Source organism: Microbacterium jejuense (genome assembly GCF_039544225.1).
Taxonomy (GTDB): domain Bacteria; phylum Actinomycetota; class Actinomycetes; order Actinomycetales; family Microbacteriaceae; genus Microbacterium; species Microbacterium jejuense.
The window spans coordinates 436,376-452,535 of the sequence record NZ_BAABLG010000004.1 but is presented as its reverse complement, the minus strand read 5'-3'; the positions used below and the strand labels follow the sequence as shown (position 1 = coordinate 452,535).

Below are 16,160 nucleotides of genomic sequence, written 5' to 3'. Positions count from 1 at the left end.
CGGAGGACGGTTTGATCGTCCCCGTCGGCCTACCCGAAACAGGCTGACGGAACAGGCTCGCTCTGTGGGACGGGGCGGACCGAACGACGTGCCCCCGCACGTCGCTGGGATGTACGGCGCGCTCCGGCGCGCCGCGAGTACGGCGTGCCCCCGCACGCCGCTGGGAACGGCGCTGCAGCGTCGCTATGGGGAGGATTGTCGTGCCTGAAGCACGCAAGAAGAAGTTCACATTCACTGCGCTCGCGGGCGCCCTGATCGCGGCGGCTCTCGTCGTCGCACCGATGGTGACCGCCGGCGCATCCGCGACGACGCTCAAGGGCGAGGTCGGCACGATCGAAGCGCAGACGCCGAAGGGGAACAACACCCCGTACTGGGAGGACCGCTACGCCGAGTTCGACGTGCAGTGCTTCAAGCACGACGGCACCGGCTCGAACGAGCACGGCTCGGTGTCGGCCGACCGCAAGACGGTGACTCTCAAGCAGTTCGATCAGAACTGGTGGGGAAACGGTTGGGTGGTGCTCGTCATCAACGCCGGCACCAGCAACAACGTGATCGAGAACCCGAAGGCCGGCGTCGCTTACGCGTCCCCCGTCAACAACGGCGGCAACCAGGCGAACGTGTCCCACTGGATCGTCTGCAAGGGCACCACACCTGAGCAGCCGCAGAACCCGACGCCCGCGCAGGATCTCGACTGCGTCGCGATCACCGCGGACTACGGCCGTGCGCTGACCAACGGCGACCACATCAACATCACGTATGACGAGGCCGCCAAGAAGCAGGTCAACGCCTACGTCGACCTCAATGTCGCGGGCGGGTGGAAGACCCTCGGGATCCGCTTCTCGGACGGCACCACGAAGCCGCTTACGGAATCCGATGTGAAGTCCGGCAAGATCGCGTGGGCGTACTCCGAACTGATCCCCGCAGGCAAGTACACGATCTCGTTCGTGCAGACGAACCAGACCGACACGTACCCGAACCTGACGTGTGGTGAGGACGAACAGCCTGTTGTCGTCACGCCCTCCGTGACGTACGCGCCCGGCACGTGCCTGGCCGAAGGCTCCTACACACTGAGCCAGAACGCTGACTGGACGCCGATCGACGGCGAGGACGGCAGCACGATCTGGCACGCCACGCCGAAGGACGGCAGTGTCTTCGCCGAAGACGCCGAGGTCGACTGGCCGATCCCGTCGCTCGCGCAGCGCTCGGCAGATGACGAGGACTGCCGCCCGGCCAAGCCCGAGCCGAAGCAGACCGTGACCGTCAAGACGACGTTCGTCTGCGAGAGCCCGACGGCCACCGTCGTCACCACGACCACGACGTCGCTGCCCGAGTGGGACTTCGACGCCCACGCCTGGGTCTACGGCACACCGACGTCGGTCGACACGACCTCCACGCGTCCGCTCACCGACGCCGAGCAGGCCACCTGCCCGCCCGACACCGAAGTGACGTACGGCGCATGGGAGGACGGCACCTGGGCGTGCGGCGACACCACCGTCGCGCAGACGCGTGTCGTCACCACCCTCGTCGACGGCGTCGCCACCGACAGCACGACCGAGACGCGCACCCGCGACCTGGCGCAGGCTGAGATCGGCACCTGCCCGCTCGTGCCCGGCGACATCGATTCGGTCTGCGTGGGCGACGTGCCGTACCTCTCTTATGAGGTCATGCTGCCTGAGGGCTTTGTCGCCGACGGCAAGAACCCCGTCACGATCACCTTCGTGAACCCGGACGGTGCGGACTACGTCGTCACCGGCAAGCCGCTGAGCGGCAAGATCCTGTGGCCCGGCGCCTCCGACGGCGAACCGAAGATGTGGCCCGGCTGGGACCTCGTCGACGGCCAGTACGTGCAGACCGACGGCAACTTCGCGTGGACTCGCGACGAGACCACGGTGCGCTTCGACGTGAACCCGACTTACTCGACGGTGGTCGTCTACCCGCAGGCGAGCGCCGAGTGCGCCAACCCGCCGGTCGGTTCCGGCGAGGAGCCCGAGGAGCCGACGGTCCCGGGTGAGCCCGAGGAGCCCACGGCTCCGGTCGAGCCGGGCACGCCGACCGAGACCACGACGGACGACTCGACCGACACCCCGTCGGCCACCCCGTCCGCCACGCCCGTGCCCGCTGCGGAGGGCTCGGACGGCGACCTGGCAGTGACCGGTGGCGGCGTGAGCCCGATCGTGGTCGCCGCCGGCGGCGCCGCTCTTGCAGTCGGTGTCGCGGTCGTCGCGATCGCGGCCTACCGTCGCCGTCGCGCCGGCACGGAGTGATCCGCTAGCAGTCAGTGAGAAGGGGCGGTCGCGCGCAGCGCGATCGCCCCTTCTGCCGTGCGTGCGGCATCCATTCGTCGGGGGAGTGGATGCCGCCTGAGAAACGGCCGAGCATACCCGCGACGCGACACGCCCGAGTTTGCGACACGCCCGGGCCGCACGTAGACTAGTGAGGTTCCACATTCCGGCGCCCCTGTTGGCGTGCGCTGGATCACTGCCAGGGCAGTGCATAGGCGGCGCAACGCGCAGGGTCCTAGGCCGCGGGCAGCAGAACCACCACATCCAGAATCCACCTCAGCGGAGCCATGCTCCGCGCGGGCGGAGAACGGATGCCGGGAGCGGCGTTTCGGCGCGGCATCCGGATTGACAGCAGAACAGCGGTGCAGCATCCCTCGACGAGCTCGGGAACGAGCGGCCGCGAGGAGTAAGTGCCAGGGCGTGAAGCCCACGTGCGTCCAATGCCACTGGGGTATGACGCGAGAAAGAGAGTGAGCAGACAATGGCGGGACAGAAGATCCGCATTCGCCTGAAGTCGTACGACCACGAGGTCATCGACTCGTCGGCGCGCAAGATCGTCGATACCGTGACCCGTGCGGGCGCGACGGTTGTGGGCCCGGTGCCCCTTCCGACCGAGAAGAACGTGATCGCTGTGATCCGTTCGCCTCACAAGTACAAGGACAGCCGCGAGCACTTCGAGATGCGCACCCACAAGCGCCTGATCGACATCGTCGACCCGACGCCCAAGGCGGTCGACTCGCTCATGCGCCTCGACCTTCCGGCCGATGTCAACATCGAGATCAAGCTCTGAGGTTCGACATGGCTGACATCAACAACAAGGTTTCCAAGGGCCTGCTGGGCACCAAGCTCGGCATGACCCAGGTCTGGGACGAGAACGGCAAGCTCGTTCCCGTCACCGTCATCGAGATCGCTCCGAACGTCGTGACCCAGGTCCGCACGCCGGAGAAGGACGGCTACAAGGCCGTCCAGATCGCGTACGGCCAGATCGACCCCCGCAAGGTGAACAAGCCCCAGACGGCCCACTTCGAGGCCGCGGGTGTCACCCCGCGCCGTCACCTCACCGAGATCCGCACCGCGGACGCCGCTGACTACTCACTCGGTCAGGAGCTCACGGTGGACGGCACGTTCGAGGCCGGCCAGCTGGTCGACGTCGTCGGCACCAGCAAGGGCAAGGGCACCGCGGGTGTCATGAAGCGTCACAACTTCAAGGGCGTCTCCGCTTCGCACGGTGCGCACCGCAACCACCGCAAGCCCGGTTCGATCGGCGCGTCGTCGACCCCGAGCCGCGTCTTCAAGGGCATGCGCATGGCCGGCCGTATGGGTGGCGAGCGCGTGACCGTCCTCAACCTCAAGGTGCACGGCATCGACGCCGAGAAGGGTCTGCTGCTCGTCAAGGGCGCTGTCCCCGGTGCTCGTGGCCGCATCGTCTACGTCCGCAACGCAGTGAAGGGTGCCTGATCACATGGCTGACTCGACTCTCGCGCTCGACGTCGTGAAGGCAGACGGCAAGAAGGCCGGCTCGGTTGAGCTGCCCGCCGCTCTGTTCGACGTCAAGACGAACATCCCGCTCATCCACCAGGTCGTCGTCGCGCAGCTCGCGGCGGCTCGCCAGGGCACCCACTCGACCAAGCGTCGCGGTGAGGTCTCGGGCGCCGGCCGCAAGCCCTTCAAGCAGAAGGGCACGGGTAACGCCCGCCAGGGCTCGATCCGCGCGCCGCACATGACCGGCGGTGGCATCGTCCACGGTCCGAAGCCGCGCGACTACTCGCAGCGCACCCCCAAGAAGATGATCGCGGCCGCCCTCCTGGGCGCGCTCAGCGACCGTGCTCGGGGTTCGCGTCTGCACGTCGTCGAGTCCTTCGGCATCGAGGGCGCTCCGTCGACCAAGGCCGCCGTCGCGGTCCTGACCGGTCTCGGCGCCGTCAAGAACGTGCTCGTGGTCGTGGACCGCTCGGACGACATCAGCGTCCTGAGCATCCGCAACGTCCCGTTCGCGCACGTGCTGCCGGCTGACCAGCTCAACGCCTACGACGTGCTCGTCTCGGACGACATCGTCTTCACCAAGGCCGCCTACGACGCGTTCGTCTCGTCGAAGACCGCCGCCACCGAGGAGGCCTCGGCATGACCGCCGTCAACAAGGACCCGCGCGACATCATCCTGAAGCCGGTCGTTTCGGAGAAGAGCTACGGGCTCATCGACGAGGGCAAGTACACCTTCCTCGTCGACCCCCGCGCCACGAAGACCGAGATCAAGCTCGCCATCGAGAAGATCTTCGGCGTCAAGGTCGCAGCGGTCAACACGCTCAACCGCACGGGCAAGGCTCGTCGCACCCGCTTCGGCACCGGCAAGCGCAAGGACACCAAGCGCGCCATCGTGACCCTGAAGTCGGGCACCATCGACATCTTCACGGCAGTCGGCTGACGGTCGGGACAGAGGACTAGAGAACTATGGCTATTCGCAAGTACAAGCCCACGACCCCGGGTCGCCGCGGCTCGTCGGTGGCCGACTTCGCCGAGATCACCCGATCGACGCCCGAGAAGTCGCTCCTCCGCCCGCTCAGCAAGACCGGCGGTCGTAACAACCAGGGTCGCATCACCACCCGCCACATCGGCGGTGGCCACAAGCGCCAGTACCGTGTCATCGACTTCCGTCGCAACGACAAGGACGGCGTCAACGCCAAGGTCGCGCACATCGAGTACGACCCCAACCGCACCGCGCGCATCGCGCTGCTGCACTACTTCGACGGCGAGAAGCGCTACATCATCGCCCCGAACAAGCTCCAGCAGGGCGACATCGTCGAGTCGGGTCCCTCGGCCGACATCAAGCCGGGCAACAACCTGCCGCTGAAGAACATCCCGACCGGTACCGTGATCCACGCCATCGAGCTCCGCCCCGGCGGCGGCGCGAAGCTGGCGCGTTCGGCCGGTGCGTCGGTGCGTCTCGTCGCCAAGGACGGCCCCTACGCCCAGCTGCGTCTCCCCTCGGGCGAGATCCGCAACGTCGACGCGCGCTGCCGCGCGACCGTCGGCGAGGTCGGCAACGCCGAGCAGTCGAACATCAACTGGGGCAAGGCCGGCCGCAACCGCTGGAAGGGCATCCGCCCGACCGTCCGCGGTGTCGCGATGAACCCGGTCGACCACCCGCACGGTGGTGGTGAGGGCAAGACGTCCGGTGGTCGTCACCCCGTTTCGCCGTGGGGCCAGGCCGAAGGCCGCACCCGCCACGCGAACAAGGAAAGCGACAAGTACATCGTCCGTCGTCGCAACGCCGGCAAGAAGCGCAAGTAGGAGTAGAGGAAGATGCCTCGCAGCCTTAAGAAGGGCCCCTTCGTCGACGAGCACCTGCTTCGCAAGGTCGTCGTCCAGAACGAAGCCGGCACCAAGAACGTCATCAAGACCTGGTCGCGCCGTTCGATGATCATCCCGGCCATGCTGGGTCACACCATCGCCGTGCACGACGGTCGCAAGCACATCCCCGTGTTCGTGACCGAGACCATGGTCGGCCACAAGCTGGGCGAATTCGCGCCCACCCGCACCTTCCGCGGCCACGTGAAGGACGACAAGAAGGGCCGCCGCCGCTGACGCGGGGGCAGAGGAGAGAGAAATGGTGGAGTCCATCGCACGCGTGCGACACATCCGCGTGACCCCTCAGAAGGCTCGTCGTGTCGTCGCGCTCATCAAGGGCAAGCAGGCTGAGGAGGCCCTGGCCATCCTCAAGTTCGCACCGCAGGGTGCGAGCGAGCCGATCTACAAGCTCGTCGCCTCGGCGATCGCGAACGCTCGCGTGAAGGCCGACAAGGACGGCGAGTACCTGGACGAGCAGGACCTGTACGTGAAGAACGCGTACGTCGACGAGGGCACGACGCTCAAGCGTTTCCAGCCCCGCGCGCAGGGTCGTGCTTTCCAGATCAAGAAGCGCACCAGCCACATCACCGTCGTGCTCTCGACCCCCGAGGTCGCTGAGACGGCGGAGGCCGGCAAGAGCAAGAAGGCGAGCAAGTAATGGGACAGAAGGTTCACCCGTACGGCTTCCGTCTCGGCGTCACCACCGACCACGTGTCGCGTTGGTTCTCGGACTCGACGAAGCCCGGACAGCGCTACGCCGACTACGTCGCCGAGGACATCCGGATCCGCAAGCTGCTGCAGACGCAGCTCGACCGCGCCGGTGTCAGCAACATCGAGATCGAGCGCACGCGTGACCGCGTCCGCGTCGACATCCACACCGCCCGCCCGGGCATCGTGATCGGTCGTCGCGGCGCCGAGGCCGAGCGCATCCGTGCCGACCTCGAGAAGCTCACCGGCAAGCAGATCCAGCTGAACATCCTCGAGGTCAAGAACCCCGAGGCCGACGCTCAGCTCGTCGCGCAGGGCATCGCCGAGCAGCTCACCGCTCGCGTGGCGTTCCGTCGCGCGATGCGCAAGGGCCTGCAGGGCGCTCAGCGCGCCGGCGCCAAGGGCGTCCGCATCCAGGTCTCCGGCCGCCTCGGCGGCGCCGAGATGAGCCGCTCGGAGTTCTACCGCGAGGGTCGTGTGCCGCTGCACACGCTGCGCGCGAACATCGACTACGGCTTCTACGAGGCGAAGACCACCTTCGGCCGCATCGGCGTGAAGGTCTGGATCTACAAGGGCGACCTGACCAACAAGGAACTCGCTCGCGAGCAGGCCAACGCGCCCAAGTCCGACCGTCGTCGTGACGACCGTCGTGGCGGCCCGCGTGGCGACCGCGGCGAGCGTGGCGGAGACCGCCGCAACGAGGCCCCCGTGGCAGAAGGAGCGTCGGCGTAATGCTCATCCCCCGCAAGGTCAAGTACCGCAAGCAGCACCACCCCGGCCGTAGCGGCCAGGCCACCGGCGGCACGAAGGTCTCCTTCGGCGAGTTCGGCATCCAGGCCCTGACGCCCGCTTACGTGACGAACCGTCAGATCGAGTCCGCTCGTATCGCGATGACCCGTCACATCAAGCGTGGCGGCAAGGTGTGGATCAACATCTACCCCGACCGTCCGCTCACGAAGAAGCCTGCCGAGACCCGCATGGGTTCCGGTAAGGGTTCGCCCGAGTGGTGGGTCGCAAACGTCAAGCCGGGTCGCGTCCTCTTCGAGGTCGCCGGCGTCAACGAGGAACTCGCTCGTGAGGCCCTGACCCGTGCCATCCACAAGCTGCCTCTCAAGGCACGCATCATCAAGCGCGAGGAGGGCGACGCGTAATGGCGATCGGCACCAAGACGCTCGCCCCGAGCGAGCTCGACACGTTCGAAGACCAGCGCCTCGTCGAGGAGCTGCGCAAGGCCAAGGAAGAGCTGTTCAACCTGCGCTTCCAGTCGGCGACCGGCCAGCTCGAGAGCCACGGCCGCATCCGTGCGGTCAAGCGCGACATCGCGCGGCTCTACACCGTGATCCGTGAGCGCGAGCTCGGCATCCGTGCCACGCCCGCGCCGCTGGAGACCGCGACGAAGGCGAAGAAGACCAAGGCCAAGAAGGCGGACGCCGCCGACGAGGCTGCGAAGGAAGAGGCCGAGTGATGGCTGAGAAGAAGCAGGCCACTGAGGTCGAGCACGGCGCACACGACGTCCGCGACGCCGACGCCCGTGGCTACCGCAAGGCGCGCCGCGGTTACGTCGTCAGCGACAAGATGGACAAGACCATCGTCGTCGAGGTCGAGGACCGCGTGAAGCACCCGCTGTACGGCAAGGTCATCCGCCGCACCTCCAAGGTCAAGGCGCACGACGAGGGCAACACCGCCGGCATCGGCGACCTCGTCCTCATCAACGAGACCCGCCCGCTGAGCGCCACCAAGCGCTGGCGTCTGGTGGAGATTCTGGAGAAGGCCAAGTGATTCAGACTGAGTCCCGCCTCAAGGTCGCCGACAACACCGGCGCCAAGGAGCTGCTCACGATCCGTGTGCTCGGCGGCTCCAACCGTCGCTACGCCGGCCTGGGCGACATCATCGTCGCCACGGTCAAGGACGCGATCCCGGGCGGAAACGTCAAGAAGGGCGACGTGGTCAAGGCCGTCGTCGTCCGCACCGTCAAGCAGACCCGTCGTCCCGACGGCTCGTACATCAAGTTCGACGAGAACGCCGCCGTCATCCTGAAGAACGACGGGGAGCCCCGCGGCACCCGCATCTTCGGACCGGTCGGTCGTGAGCTTCGCGACAAGAAGTTCATGAAGATCGTCTCGCTCGCACCGGAGGTGATCTGACCCCATGGCCAAGATCAAGAAGGGCGACCTGGTTCAGGTCATCTCGGGCGCCAAGCCCGAGCGCGGCGGCGACCGCGGCAAGCAGGGCAAGGTCCTCGAGGTCCTTTCCGAGCAGAACCGCGTGATCGTCGAGGGCGTGAACTACGTCACCAAGCACAACCGCGTCGGCCAGTCGCAGCGCGGCACCAAGACGGGCGGCATCGAGACGATGGAAGCCCCGATCCACATCTCCAACGTCGCGCTCGTCGACCCCTCGACCAAGAAGCCGACCCGCGTCGGTCACCGTGTCGAGGAGCAGACGAAGGACGGCGTCAAGCGCACCGTCCGCGTGCGCTACGCGAAGAAGTCAGGCAAGGACCTCTGAACATGAGCACCACCGCTGCCGTGGAGGCTGGCAAGATCCAGCCCCGCCTGAAGCAGAAGTACAACGCCGAGATCAAGAAGGCGCTGCAGGACGAGTTCGGCTACGAGAACGTCATGCAGATCCCTGGCCTGGTCAAGGTCGTCGTGAACACCGGTGTCGGCGAGGCAGCTCGCGACAGCAAGGTGATCGACGGTGCGGTCGACGACCTCACCAAGATCACCGGCCAGAAGCCGGTCGTCACGAAGGCTCGCAAGTCGATCGCGCAGTTCAAGCTGCGCGAGGGCCAGCCCATCGGCGCGCACGTCACCCTCCGCGGTGACCGCGCGTGGGAGTTCCTGGACCGCCTGGTGAACCTCGCCCTGCCCCGCATCCGCGACTTCCGCGGTCTGTCGGGCCAGCAGTTCGACGGTCACGGCAACTACACCTTCGGTCTCCAGGAGCAGTCCGTGTTCCACGAGATCAACCAGGACAAGATCGACCGCGTGCGCGGCTTCGACATCACTGTGGTGACGTCGGCTTCGACGGACGCCGAAGGCCGTGCGCTGCTGCGCCTCCTCGGCTTCCCGTTCAAGTCCGAGGACGCCCAGGCGTGATCCGTGGATGCCTCGGCCGGCGCGCGAGCTCCGGCCGAGGCATCCGCTCACACAACTGAATACGGCCATCATGGAAGGTCGTCTGGCGTGTAACGCCAGCCGATACCTCGTGAACGAAGGAACCTAGAAATGACAATGACAGACCCGGTCGCAGACATGCTGACCCGTCTGCGCAACGCGAACTCGGCGCACCACGACACCGTGTCGCTGCCGAGCTCCAAGCTCAAGACCCACATCGCCGACATCCTCAAGCAGGAGGGCTACATCTCGTCGTGGGAGGTCAGCGACGCGCGCGTCGGCCAGACCCTCACCCTGACGCTGAAGTACGGCCCGAACCGCGAGCGGTCGATCGCCGGCATCAAGCGCGTCTCGAAGCCCGGCCTCCGCGTGTACGCGAAGTCGACCGAGATCCCCCGTGTCCTCGGCGGGCTCGGCGTCGCCATCCTGTCCACCTCCTCTGGTCTCCTCACGGACCGCCAGGCCGAGTCGAAGGGCGTGGGTGGGGAAGTCCTCGCCTACGTGTGGTGATCTGACATGTCGCGTATCGGTCGTCTTCCGATCGACATCCCCGCCGGCGTGACCGTTTCGGTCGAGGGCCAGGATGTCGCCGTCAAGGGCCCCAAGGGTGAGCTCGTGCTCTCCGTGGCCCGTCCCATCGAGGTCAAGGTCGAGGAGGCGCAGGTCCTCGTGACCCGTCCCGACGACGAGCGCGAGTCGCGCTCGCTGCACGGCCTGACCCGCACGCTCATCAACAACAACATCATCGGTGTCACCCAGGGCTACTCCAAGGGCCTTGAGGTCGTCGGCACGGGTTACCGCGTGGCGCAGAAGGGCACGGCCGTCGAGTTCGCGCTCGGCTTCTCGCACCCGGTGCTCGTCGAGGCGCCCGCCGGCATCACGCTGACCGTCGAGGGCAACAACAAGCTCACGGTGTCGGGCATCGACAAGCAGGCTGTCGGCGAGGCAGCGGCCAACATCCGCAAGATCCGCAAGCCCGAGCCGTACAAGGGCAAGGGTGTGCGGTACGCCGGCGAGGTCGTTCGTCGCAAGGCCGGAAAGAGTGGTAAGTAACCATGGCTGTCAAGACAAAGACTCAGGCGCGTTCGCGTCGTCACGCCCGCCTTCGCAAGAAGGTCGTCGGCACCGAGCTGCGTCCGCGCCTCGTCGTCACCCGTTCGGCCCGCCACGTCTTCGTGCAGGTCGTCGACGACAGCAAGGGCCACACGCTGGCCTCGGCCTCGACGCTCGAGACCGACCTGCGCGTGTTCGACGGTGACAAGACCGCCAAGGCCCGCAAGGTCGGCGAGCTGCTCGCCGAGCGCGCGAAGGCTGCCGGCGTCTCGGACGTCGTGTTCGACCGTGGCGGCAACCGCTACGCAGGCCGTGTCGCGGCGATCGCCGACGGCGCCCGCGAGGGAGGTCTGAACCTGTGAGCGAGAACAAGGAGAGCAACGTGACCGAGCAGGCTGCTGCCGAGGCTCCGGCCGAGGGCACCACGGCGCCCGCCGAGCGCGAGCGCGAGCCGCGCCGCGGTGGTCGCGAGCGCAACCAGACCCGCGGTGACCGCGGTGGCCGCGACCGCAACGAGAGCCAGTTCCTCGAGCGTGTCGTGACCATCAACCGCGTGTCGAAGGTCGTCAAGGGTGGTCGTCGCTTCAGCTTCACCGCGCTCGTCGTCGTCGGCGACGGGAACGGTGTGGTCGGCGTCGGCTACGGCAAGGCCCGTGAGGTGCCGCTGGCGATCTCGAAGGGTGTCGAAGAGGCCAAGCGCAACTTCTTCCGCGTGCCGCGCGTCGGCTCGACCATCCCGCACCCGGTGCAGGGTGAGGCCGCTGCCGGTGTGGTGCTGCTGCGCCCCGCCGCCGCCGGTACCGGTGTCATCGCCGGTGGCCCGGTGCGTGCCGTCCTCGAGTGCGCCGGCATCCACGACGTGCTGTCGAAGTCGCTCGGCTCGTCGAACACGATCAACATCGTCCACGCGACGGTGGAGGCCCTGAAGCAGCTCGAGGAGCCCCGTGCGGTCGCCGCGCGTCGCGGTCTCGACTTCGACCAGGTCGCCCCCGCCCGTCTCGTCCGTGCCGAGGCTGAGGCCGCGGCCGCTGCGAAGGCAGGTGTCTGATGGCTGCGCGCCTGAAGGTTACCCAGGTCAAGTCCAAGGTGAGCGAGAAGCAGAACCAGCGTGACACGCTGCGTTCGCTGGGTCTGAAGCGGATCGGCGACTCGGTCGTCCGTCCCGACGACGCGCAGACGCGCGGTTACGTCCGGACCGTCGCGCACCTCGTGAAGGTTGAGGAGATCGACTGATGGCCGAGAAGGCTGAGAAGAAGGCTGAGACGGTCGAGACCGTCGAGGCTCCCAAGAAGGCCGCCGCCAAGAAGCCGGCTGCTGCGAAGAAGGCCCCCGCGAAGGCGGCTGCCCCCAAGAAGGACGCCCCGGCCGCGCGCCCGGGCGTGCTGAAGGTGCACCACCTGCGTCCGGTCCCGGGTGCGAACCAGGCCAAGACCCGTGTGGGTCGTGGTGAGGGCTCGAAGGGCAAGACCGCGGGCCGTGGCACCAAGGGCACGAAGGCCCGCTACCAGGTCAAGGTCGGCTTCGAGGGTGGGCAGATGCCGCTGCACATGCGCACCCCGAAGCTCCGCGGCTTCAAGAACCCGTTCCGCGTCGAGTACCAGGTCGTGAACCTGGACAAGCTCGCGGAGCTGTACCCGACCGGTGGCGACGTCACCATCGGCGACCTGGTCGCCAAGGGTGCAGTGCGCAAGAACGAGAAGGTCAAGGTGCTCGGCACCGGCGACATCTCGGTGAAGCTCAACGTGTCGGTCGACAAGGTCTCGGGTTCCGCCGAGCAGAAGATCGTCGCCGCGGGCGGCACCGTCAAGTAATACAGGCACAGTGGGGGTCGGAGCTTGCTCCGGCCCCCACTGGGTTACCCTGGACGTCGGCACATCGACTGTGCCGGCACCCCCTCTGGAGGAATCCTCTTGTTCAGCGCCATCGCGCGGGTCTTCCGCACTCCCGACCTTCGGCGGAAGATCGCATTCACTCTGGCGATCATCGCCCTGTACCGCTTCGGCGCGCATGTGCCGGCGCCGTTCGTCGACTTCCCGAACGTGCAGGAGTGTCTGCGCCAGTCGTCGGGGACCGAGGGACTGCTGTCGCTGGTCAACCTGTTCTCGGGCGGCGCACTGCTGCAGTTGTCGATCTTCGCGCTCGGCGTCATGCCGTACATCACCGCGACGATCATCGTGCAGCTGCTGCGCGTGGTCATCCCGCACTTCGAAACCCTCTACAAGGAGGGCCAGGCGGGCCAGGCCAAGCTGACGCAGTACACGCGCTACCTCACGATCGCGCTGGCGCTCCTCCAGTCCACGACGCTCGTCACGGTCGCCCGCAGCGGTCAGCTGTTCGGCACGACCGGCATCCCCGAGTGCGACCAGCTCCTCACCAACGACGTGTGGTGGGCGCAGCTGCTGATGATCATCACGATGACCGCCGGCACCGGCCTCATCATGTGGTTCGCCGAGCTCGTCACCGAGCGCGGCATCGGCAACGGCATGTCGCTGCTCATCTTCACGTCGATCGCGGCGCAGTTCCCGGTCTCGATGTGGGCCATCTGGCAGTCCAAGGGCTTCGAGGTCTTCCTCCTCGTGCTGGCCGTCGGCATCGTGGTCGTCGCGCTGGTCGTCTTCGTCGAACAGTCGCAGCGGCGCATCCCGGTGCAGTACGCCAAGCGCATGGTCGGCCGTCGCACATACGGCGGCACCAACACGTACATCCCGATCAAGGTCAACATGGCCGGCGTCGTGCCCGTCATCTTCGCCTCGTCGCTGCTGTACATCCCGGCGCTCATCGCGCAGTTCAACCAGCCGCAGGCCGGGCAGGACACCCCCGGGTGGGTCATCTGGATCACGACCTACCTCACCAAGGGCGACCACCCGCTCTACATGCTGCTGTACTTCCTGCTCATCGTCGGGTTCACGTACTTCTACGTCGCGATCACGTTCAACCCTGTCGAGGTCGCCGACAACATGAAGAAGTACGGCGGCTTCATCCCCGGCATCCGTGCCGGTCGTCCGACGGCCGAGTACCTCGACTACGTTCTGACGCGCATCACGCTCCCCGGCTCCATCTACCTCGGTCTGATCGCGCTCCTGCCGCTCATCGCCCTGGCGACCGTCGGCGCCAACCAGAACTTCCCGTTCGGCGGCGCCTCGATCCTCATCATCGTCGGTGTCGGTCTTGAGACCGTGAAGCAGATCGACGCACAGCTGCAGCAGCGCCACTACGAAGGGCTTCTCCGATGACGCGACTCCTGATCGTCGGCCCGCAGGGCTCGGGCAAGGGCACGCAGGGCATCCGCATCGCCGAGGCGTTCGGGGTCCCCGCCATCTCGACGGGCGACGTCTTCCGCGGCGCCGTCGCGGCGGGCACCGAGCTCGGCCAGCAGGTGAAGGCCATCATCGAGGCCGGTGACCTGGTGCCCGACGAGCTGACGAGCGCGGTCGTGCGCGAGCGCCTATCGGACGCCGACGCCGAGGGCGGGTTCCTGCTGGACGGGTACCCCCGCAACGTCGCCCAGGTGATGCACCTCGACGAGTTCCTCGAGGGTCGTGACGAAGAGCTCGACGCCGTCATCCTGCTCGACGTGCCCCGCGACGAGAGCATCGCGCGCATCGCCCGCCGTGCCGCCGAGCAGGGCCGCAGCGACGACACCGAAGAGGTCATCGCGAACCGCCTGGCGATCTACGAGCGCGAGACGGCGCCGATCCTCGGCGTGTACGAGGCTCGCGACATCGTCGACCGCATCGACGGCGTCGGCACCCTCGACGAGATCACCGACCGCATCATCGCCGCCCTCGAGGCACGCGGGCTCGTCCGCGTCGCCGTCGCCTGAGCCGTGGCGCTGCGCCGCTCGATCTACAAGACGCCCGCTCAGTTGCGGGCGATGGTCGAGCCCGGGCTGATCACCGCGGCGGCCCTGGACGCCGCCCGCGCGCTGGTGGCACCCGGGGTGACGACCCTGGAGCTGGATGCCGCGGCATCCGCTCTCATCACCGCACGGGGGGCGAAGTCGAACTTCCAGATGGTGCGCGGGTACCGCCACACGATCTGCTCCTCGGTGAACGAGGAGGTCGTGCACGGGATCCCCGGTGACCGCGTGCTGGCGCCGGGCGACATCCTGTCGATCGACGCAGGCGCCGAGTTCAAGGGCTGGAACGGCGACTCGGCGTTCACGATCGTGCTGCCCGACGACACGCGCCCCGAGGTCGTCTCGGGGCGTCAGCGCCTGTCGGACGTGACCGAGGGCTCGATGTGGGCGGGGATCGCGGCGCTCGCGACCGCGAAGCACATCGGCGAGATCGGCACGGCGATCCAGGCGTACATCGAGGCGAACTCGCCGGCGTCCGGCAGCTATGGGATCCTGCGTGAATACGTCGGCCACGGCATCGGGCGCAAGATGCACGAGTCGCCCTCGGTCTTCAACTACCGGGTGCCGGATCCCGGTCCCGAGGTTCGTCCCGGGCTGGTGCTCGCGATCGAACCCATGGTCGTCATCGGCGATCAGGCGACGTTCGTCGAGGACGACGGCTGGACGGTGTCCACGATCGACGGCACAGCCGGTTCACATTGGGAACATAGCGTCGCCGTGCACGATGACGGTATCTGGGTGCTCACCGCACCCGACGGGGGAGCCGCGGGACTTGCACCCTTCGGCGTGACCCCGCGCGCGATCGCCTAGGAGGCTCGACACACATGGCACAGGCTGCAAAGAAGACGAACTGGTTCGCGATCTGGGTGACGGCGGGCGTCGTGATCGCCCTCGTCCTGGTCACGGTCCTGGTCGTCGTCCTCAACAACGCGGCGGCGCCCAAGCCGCTGCCGACCGAGGTGAACACGCCGTCGGCGTCGAACATCGACGCCGAGACGGGCGCGATCCACGTGGGCGACGGGGCGGACAACCTCGCGACGTACGTCGACTTCATGTGCCCCATCTGCGGCCAGTTCGAATCCACATTCGGTGAGCAGATCGATGGCCTGGTGAGCGACGGGTCAATCACGCTCGACATCCACCCCATCTCGATCCTCGACAGTCAGTCGCAGGGCACCCAGTATTCGACGCGCGCTGCGAACGCGATGTACTGCGTGGCGGTGGCGGATGCCGACAAGTCGTTGCCGTTCCTGCAGCAGATGTTCGCGCAGCAGCCCACCGAGGGTTCGAAGGGCCTCACGAACAAAGAGATGCTCGCCATCGCGTCGGATGTGGGCGTCAGCGGCATCGATTCGTGCGTGAACGACGGGACGTACGCGGGATATATAACGGAGATCACGCAGAAGACGCCGATCCAGGAGGGCGCGAGTGGCATCGGCACGCCGACCGTCGTGGCGAACGGCGAGCTCGTCCCGAACCAGGCCGTGTTCGGCACGACCGATGTGATGACCTGGTTCCAGTAAGCCTCTTCCGGAAGGGGATGCCGCGAACCGCGGCATCCCCCTTTTCCTCGTTTCTGCGGGTTCGGGTGCGAGGCTCGTCCCGTAGAGCCGCCGCATTCGTGCGCGCGCCGCGCGACGCGCCGAAGTGCGGCGTCTCATGTGGTGGTGCGGCGGCTCGTACGCATTCGCCGCGGCACTCTTCCCTGAGGAGTCGCACTCCTGCGCGAGCCGCCGCAACGTGGGCGTCGGACGGCGGCGTGTCGTGTCGGAATGCGGCGGCTGAGGCGGGCGAA

General features: G+C 67.2%; 25 protein-coding genes. All 25 read left to right on the top strand.

Annotated features, from left to right (window positions below):
• The first annotated feature begins 200 nt into the window (after nt 1-200).
• Complete coding sequence (locus tag ABEA46_RS09655; protein ID WP_345544222.1) at nt 201-2,264, top strand: hypothetical protein; 2,064 nt, start codon at nt 201-203, stop codon at nt 2,262-2,264.
• 499 nt (nt 2,265-2,763) lie between these two features.
• The gene (gene rpsJ / locus ABEA46_RS09650; RefSeq protein ID WP_106816553.1) at nt 2,764-3,072 is read left to right on the top strand and encodes a 30S ribosomal protein S10; all 309 of its coding nucleotides are present in this window, start codon (nt 2,764-2,766) and stop codon (nt 3,070-3,072) included.
• An 8-nt stretch (nt 3,073-3,080) separates the two neighbouring features.
• Nucleotides 3,081-3,740, top strand: coding sequence for a 50S ribosomal protein L3 (gene rplC / locus ABEA46_RS09645; protein WP_141892559.1), 660 nt, complete (start codon nt 3,081-3,083; stop codon nt 3,738-3,740).
• Nucleotides 3,741-3,744: 4 nt separating this feature from the next.
• Nucleotides 3,745-4,407: a 50S ribosomal protein L4 gene (gene rplD, locus ABEA46_RS09640; RefSeq protein WP_345544221.1), complete on the top strand. Its 663-nt coding sequence runs from the start codon at nt 3,745-3,747 to the stop codon at nt 4,405-4,407.
• Nucleotides 4,404-4,703, top strand: a complete 300-nt coding sequence (gene rplW / locus ABEA46_RS09635) for a 50S ribosomal protein L23 (protein WP_191172191.1) — start codon at nt 4,404-4,406, stop codon at nt 4,701-4,703. The genes rplD and rplW overlap by 4 nt, the downstream gene beginning before the upstream one ends.
• A gap of 26 nt (nt 4,704-4,729) precedes the next feature.
• Nucleotides 4,730-5,569 (top strand): 50S ribosomal protein L2, encoded by an 840-nt coding sequence (gene rplB, locus ABEA46_RS09630; RefSeq protein WP_026305525.1) that lies wholly within the window; start codon nt 4,730-4,732, stop codon nt 5,567-5,569.
• A 12-nt stretch (nt 5,570-5,581) separates the two neighbouring features.
• The gene (rpsS, locus tag ABEA46_RS09625; RefSeq protein WP_018171448.1) at nt 5,582-5,863 is read left to right on the top strand and encodes a 30S ribosomal protein S19; all 282 of its coding nucleotides are present in this window, start codon (nt 5,582-5,584) and stop codon (nt 5,861-5,863) included.
• Between the two features lie 22 nt (nt 5,864-5,885).
• Nucleotides 5,886-6,284, top strand: coding sequence for a 50S ribosomal protein L22 (gene rplV, locus ABEA46_RS09620; protein ID WP_018171449.1), 399 nt, complete (start codon nt 5,886-5,888; stop codon nt 6,282-6,284).
• The gene (gene rpsC, locus ABEA46_RS09615) at nt 6,284-7,066 is read left to right on the top strand and encodes a 30S ribosomal protein S3 (protein WP_141892562.1); all 783 of its coding nucleotides are present in this window, start codon (nt 6,284-6,286) and stop codon (nt 7,064-7,066) included. The genes rplV and rpsC overlap by 1 nt, the downstream gene beginning before the upstream one ends.
• Complete coding sequence (rplP, locus tag ABEA46_RS09610) at nt 7,066-7,485, top strand: 50S ribosomal protein L16 (protein WP_018171451.1); 420 nt, start codon at nt 7,066-7,068, stop codon at nt 7,483-7,485. Before rpsC ends, rplP begins: the two co-directional genes overlap by 1 nt.
• The gene (rpmC, locus tag ABEA46_RS09605) at nt 7,485-7,799 is read left to right on the top strand and encodes a 50S ribosomal protein L29 (RefSeq protein WP_045301493.1); all 315 of its coding nucleotides are present in this window, start codon (nt 7,485-7,487) and stop codon (nt 7,797-7,799) included. Before rplP ends, rpmC begins: the two co-directional genes overlap by 1 nt.
• Nucleotides 7,799-8,113, top strand: a complete 315-nt coding sequence (rpsQ, locus tag ABEA46_RS09600; protein WP_345544219.1) for a 30S ribosomal protein S17 — start codon at nt 7,799-7,801, stop codon at nt 8,111-8,113. The genes rpmC and rpsQ overlap by 1 nt, the downstream gene beginning before the upstream one ends.
• On the top strand, nt 8,110-8,478 hold the full coding sequence (gene rplN, locus ABEA46_RS09595; RefSeq protein WP_191172194.1) for a 50S ribosomal protein L14: 369 nt from the start codon (nt 8,110-8,112) through the stop codon (nt 8,476-8,478). The genes rpsQ and rplN overlap by 4 nt, the downstream gene beginning before the upstream one ends.
• A 4-nt stretch (nt 8,479-8,482) precedes the next feature.
• Nucleotides 8,483-8,842 carry a 50S ribosomal protein L24 gene (gene rplX / locus ABEA46_RS09590; protein ID WP_141892564.1) on the top strand — a complete coding sequence of 120 codons (360 nt, stop codon included), beginning with the start codon at nt 8,483-8,485 and terminating at the stop codon, nt 8,840-8,842.
• Nucleotides 8,843-8,844: 2 nt separating this feature from the next.
• The gene (gene rplE, locus ABEA46_RS09585) at nt 8,845-9,435 is read left to right on the top strand and encodes a 50S ribosomal protein L5 (RefSeq protein WP_345544217.1); all 591 of its coding nucleotides are present in this window, start codon (nt 8,845-8,847) and stop codon (nt 9,433-9,435) included.
• A 129-nt stretch (nt 9,436-9,564) separates the two neighbouring features.
• The gene (gene rpsH / locus ABEA46_RS09580; RefSeq protein ID WP_345544215.1) at nt 9,565-9,963 is read left to right on the top strand and encodes a 30S ribosomal protein S8; all 399 of its coding nucleotides are present in this window, start codon (nt 9,565-9,567) and stop codon (nt 9,961-9,963) included.
• Nucleotides 9,964-9,969: 6 nt separating this feature from the next.
• Entirely contained in the window at nt 9,970-10,506 is a 537-nt protein-coding gene (gene rplF, locus ABEA46_RS09575) for a 50S ribosomal protein L6 (RefSeq protein WP_345544214.1), read from the top strand.
• A gap of 2 nt (nt 10,507-10,508) precedes the next feature.
• On the top strand, nt 10,509-10,868 hold the full coding sequence (rplR, locus tag ABEA46_RS09570; protein ID WP_345544212.1) for a 50S ribosomal protein L18: 360 nt from the start codon (nt 10,509-10,511) through the stop codon (nt 10,866-10,868).
• A complete protein-coding gene (gene rpsE / locus ABEA46_RS09565) occupies nt 10,865-11,554 on the top strand; it encodes a 30S ribosomal protein S5 (protein ID WP_345544211.1) in 690 nt (229 codons plus the stop codon). Before rplR ends, rpsE begins: the two co-directional genes overlap by 4 nt.
• Nucleotides 11,554-11,739, top strand: a complete 186-nt coding sequence (rpmD, locus tag ABEA46_RS09560) for a 50S ribosomal protein L30 (RefSeq protein ID WP_018171461.1) — start codon at nt 11,554-11,556, stop codon at nt 11,737-11,739. The genes rpsE and rpmD overlap by 1 nt, the downstream gene beginning before the upstream one ends.
• The gene (gene rplO, locus ABEA46_RS09555) at nt 11,739-12,317 is read left to right on the top strand and encodes a 50S ribosomal protein L15 (RefSeq protein WP_345544210.1); all 579 of its coding nucleotides are present in this window, start codon (nt 11,739-11,741) and stop codon (nt 12,315-12,317) included. Before rpmD ends, rplO begins: the two co-directional genes overlap by 1 nt.
• A gap of 99 nt (nt 12,318-12,416) precedes the next feature.
• Nucleotides 12,417-13,739 carry a preprotein translocase subunit SecY gene (secY, locus tag ABEA46_RS09550; RefSeq protein WP_345544208.1) on the top strand — a complete coding sequence of 441 codons (1,323 nt, stop codon included), beginning with the start codon at nt 12,417-12,419 and terminating at the stop codon, nt 13,737-13,739.
• On the top strand, nt 13,736-14,329 hold the full coding sequence (locus ABEA46_RS09545) for an adenylate kinase (RefSeq protein ID WP_345544207.1): 594 nt from the start codon (nt 13,736-13,738) through the stop codon (nt 14,327-14,329). Before secY ends, ABEA46_RS09545 begins: the two co-directional genes overlap by 4 nt.
• Nucleotides 14,330-14,332: 3 nt before the next feature.
• Nucleotides 14,333-15,175: a type I methionyl aminopeptidase gene (gene map, locus ABEA46_RS09540; RefSeq protein ID WP_345544206.1), complete on the top strand. Its 843-nt coding sequence runs from the start codon at nt 14,333-14,335 to the stop codon at nt 15,173-15,175.
• Nucleotides 15,176-15,189: 14 nt separating this feature from the next.
• A complete protein-coding gene (locus ABEA46_RS09535; RefSeq protein ID WP_345544204.1) occupies nt 15,190-15,888 on the top strand; it encodes a DsbA family protein in 699 nt (232 codons plus the stop codon).
• Nucleotides 15,889-16,160: the final 272 nt, after the last annotated feature.

Excerpts from the sequence above, each read along its gene's own strand:
- rplW (WP_191172191.1), top strand. The coding sequence starts at position 4,404 with ATGACCGCCGTCAACAAGGACCCGCGCGACATCATCCTGAAGCCGGTC.
- rpsH (WP_345544215.1), top strand. The coding sequence starts at position 9,565 with ATGACAATGACAGACCCGGTCGCAGACATGCTGACCCGTCTGCGCAAC.
- rplC (WP_141892559.1), top strand. The coding sequence starts at position 3,081 with ATGGCTGACATCAACAACAAGGTTTCCAAGGGCCTGCTGGGCACCAAG.
- rpsS (WP_018171448.1), top strand. The coding sequence starts at position 5,582 with ATGCCTCGCAGCCTTAAGAAGGGCCCCTTCGTCGACGAGCACCTGCTT.
- rplX (WP_141892564.1), top strand. The coding sequence starts at position 8,483 with ATGGCCAAGATCAAGAAGGGCGACCTGGTTCAGGTCATCTCGGGCGCC.
- rpsQ (WP_345544219.1), top strand. The coding sequence starts at position 7,799 with ATGGCTGAGAAGAAGCAGGCCACTGAGGTCGAGCACGGCGCACACGAC.
- rplD (WP_345544221.1), top strand. The coding sequence starts at position 3,745 with ATGGCTGACTCGACTCTCGCGCTCGACGTCGTGAAGGCAGACGGCAAG.
- rplB (WP_026305525.1), top strand. The coding sequence starts at position 4,730 with ATGGCTATTCGCAAGTACAAGCCCACGACCCCGGGTCGCCGCGGCTCG.
- ABEA46_RS09535 (WP_345544204.1), top strand. The coding sequence starts at position 15,190 with ATGGCACAGGCTGCAAAGAAGACGAACTGGTTCGCGATCTGGGTGACG.
- rplP (WP_018171451.1), top strand. The coding sequence starts at position 7,066 with ATGCTCATCCCCCGCAAGGTCAAGTACCGCAAGCAGCACCACCCCGGC.
- rpmC (WP_045301493.1), top strand. The coding sequence starts at position 7,485 with ATGGCGATCGGCACCAAGACGCTCGCCCCGAGCGAGCTCGACACGTTC.
- rplR (WP_345544212.1), top strand. The coding sequence starts at position 10,509 with ATGGCTGTCAAGACAAAGACTCAGGCGCGTTCGCGTCGTCACGCCCGC.
- ABEA46_RS09545 (WP_345544207.1), top strand. The coding sequence starts at position 13,736 with ATGACGCGACTCCTGATCGTCGGCCCGCAGGGCTCGGGCAAGGGCACG.
- rplE (WP_345544217.1), top strand. The coding sequence starts at position 8,845 with ATGAGCACCACCGCTGCCGTGGAGGCTGGCAAGATCCAGCCCCGCCTG.
- rpmD (WP_018171461.1), top strand. The coding sequence starts at position 11,554 with ATGGCTGCGCGCCTGAAGGTTACCCAGGTCAAGTCCAAGGTGAGCGAG.
- rplV (WP_018171449.1), top strand. The coding sequence starts at position 5,886 with ATGGTGGAGTCCATCGCACGCGTGCGACACATCCGCGTGACCCCTCAG.
- rplO (WP_345544210.1), top strand. The coding sequence starts at position 11,739 with ATGGCCGAGAAGGCTGAGAAGAAGGCTGAGACGGTCGAGACCGTCGAG.
- rpsC (WP_141892562.1), top strand. The coding sequence starts at position 6,284 with ATGGGACAGAAGGTTCACCCGTACGGCTTCCGTCTCGGCGTCACCACC.
- rpsJ (WP_106816553.1), top strand. The coding sequence starts at position 2,764 with ATGGCGGGACAGAAGATCCGCATTCGCCTGAAGTCGTACGACCACGAG.
- rplF (WP_345544214.1), top strand. The coding sequence starts at position 9,970 with ATGTCGCGTATCGGTCGTCTTCCGATCGACATCCCCGCCGGCGTGACC.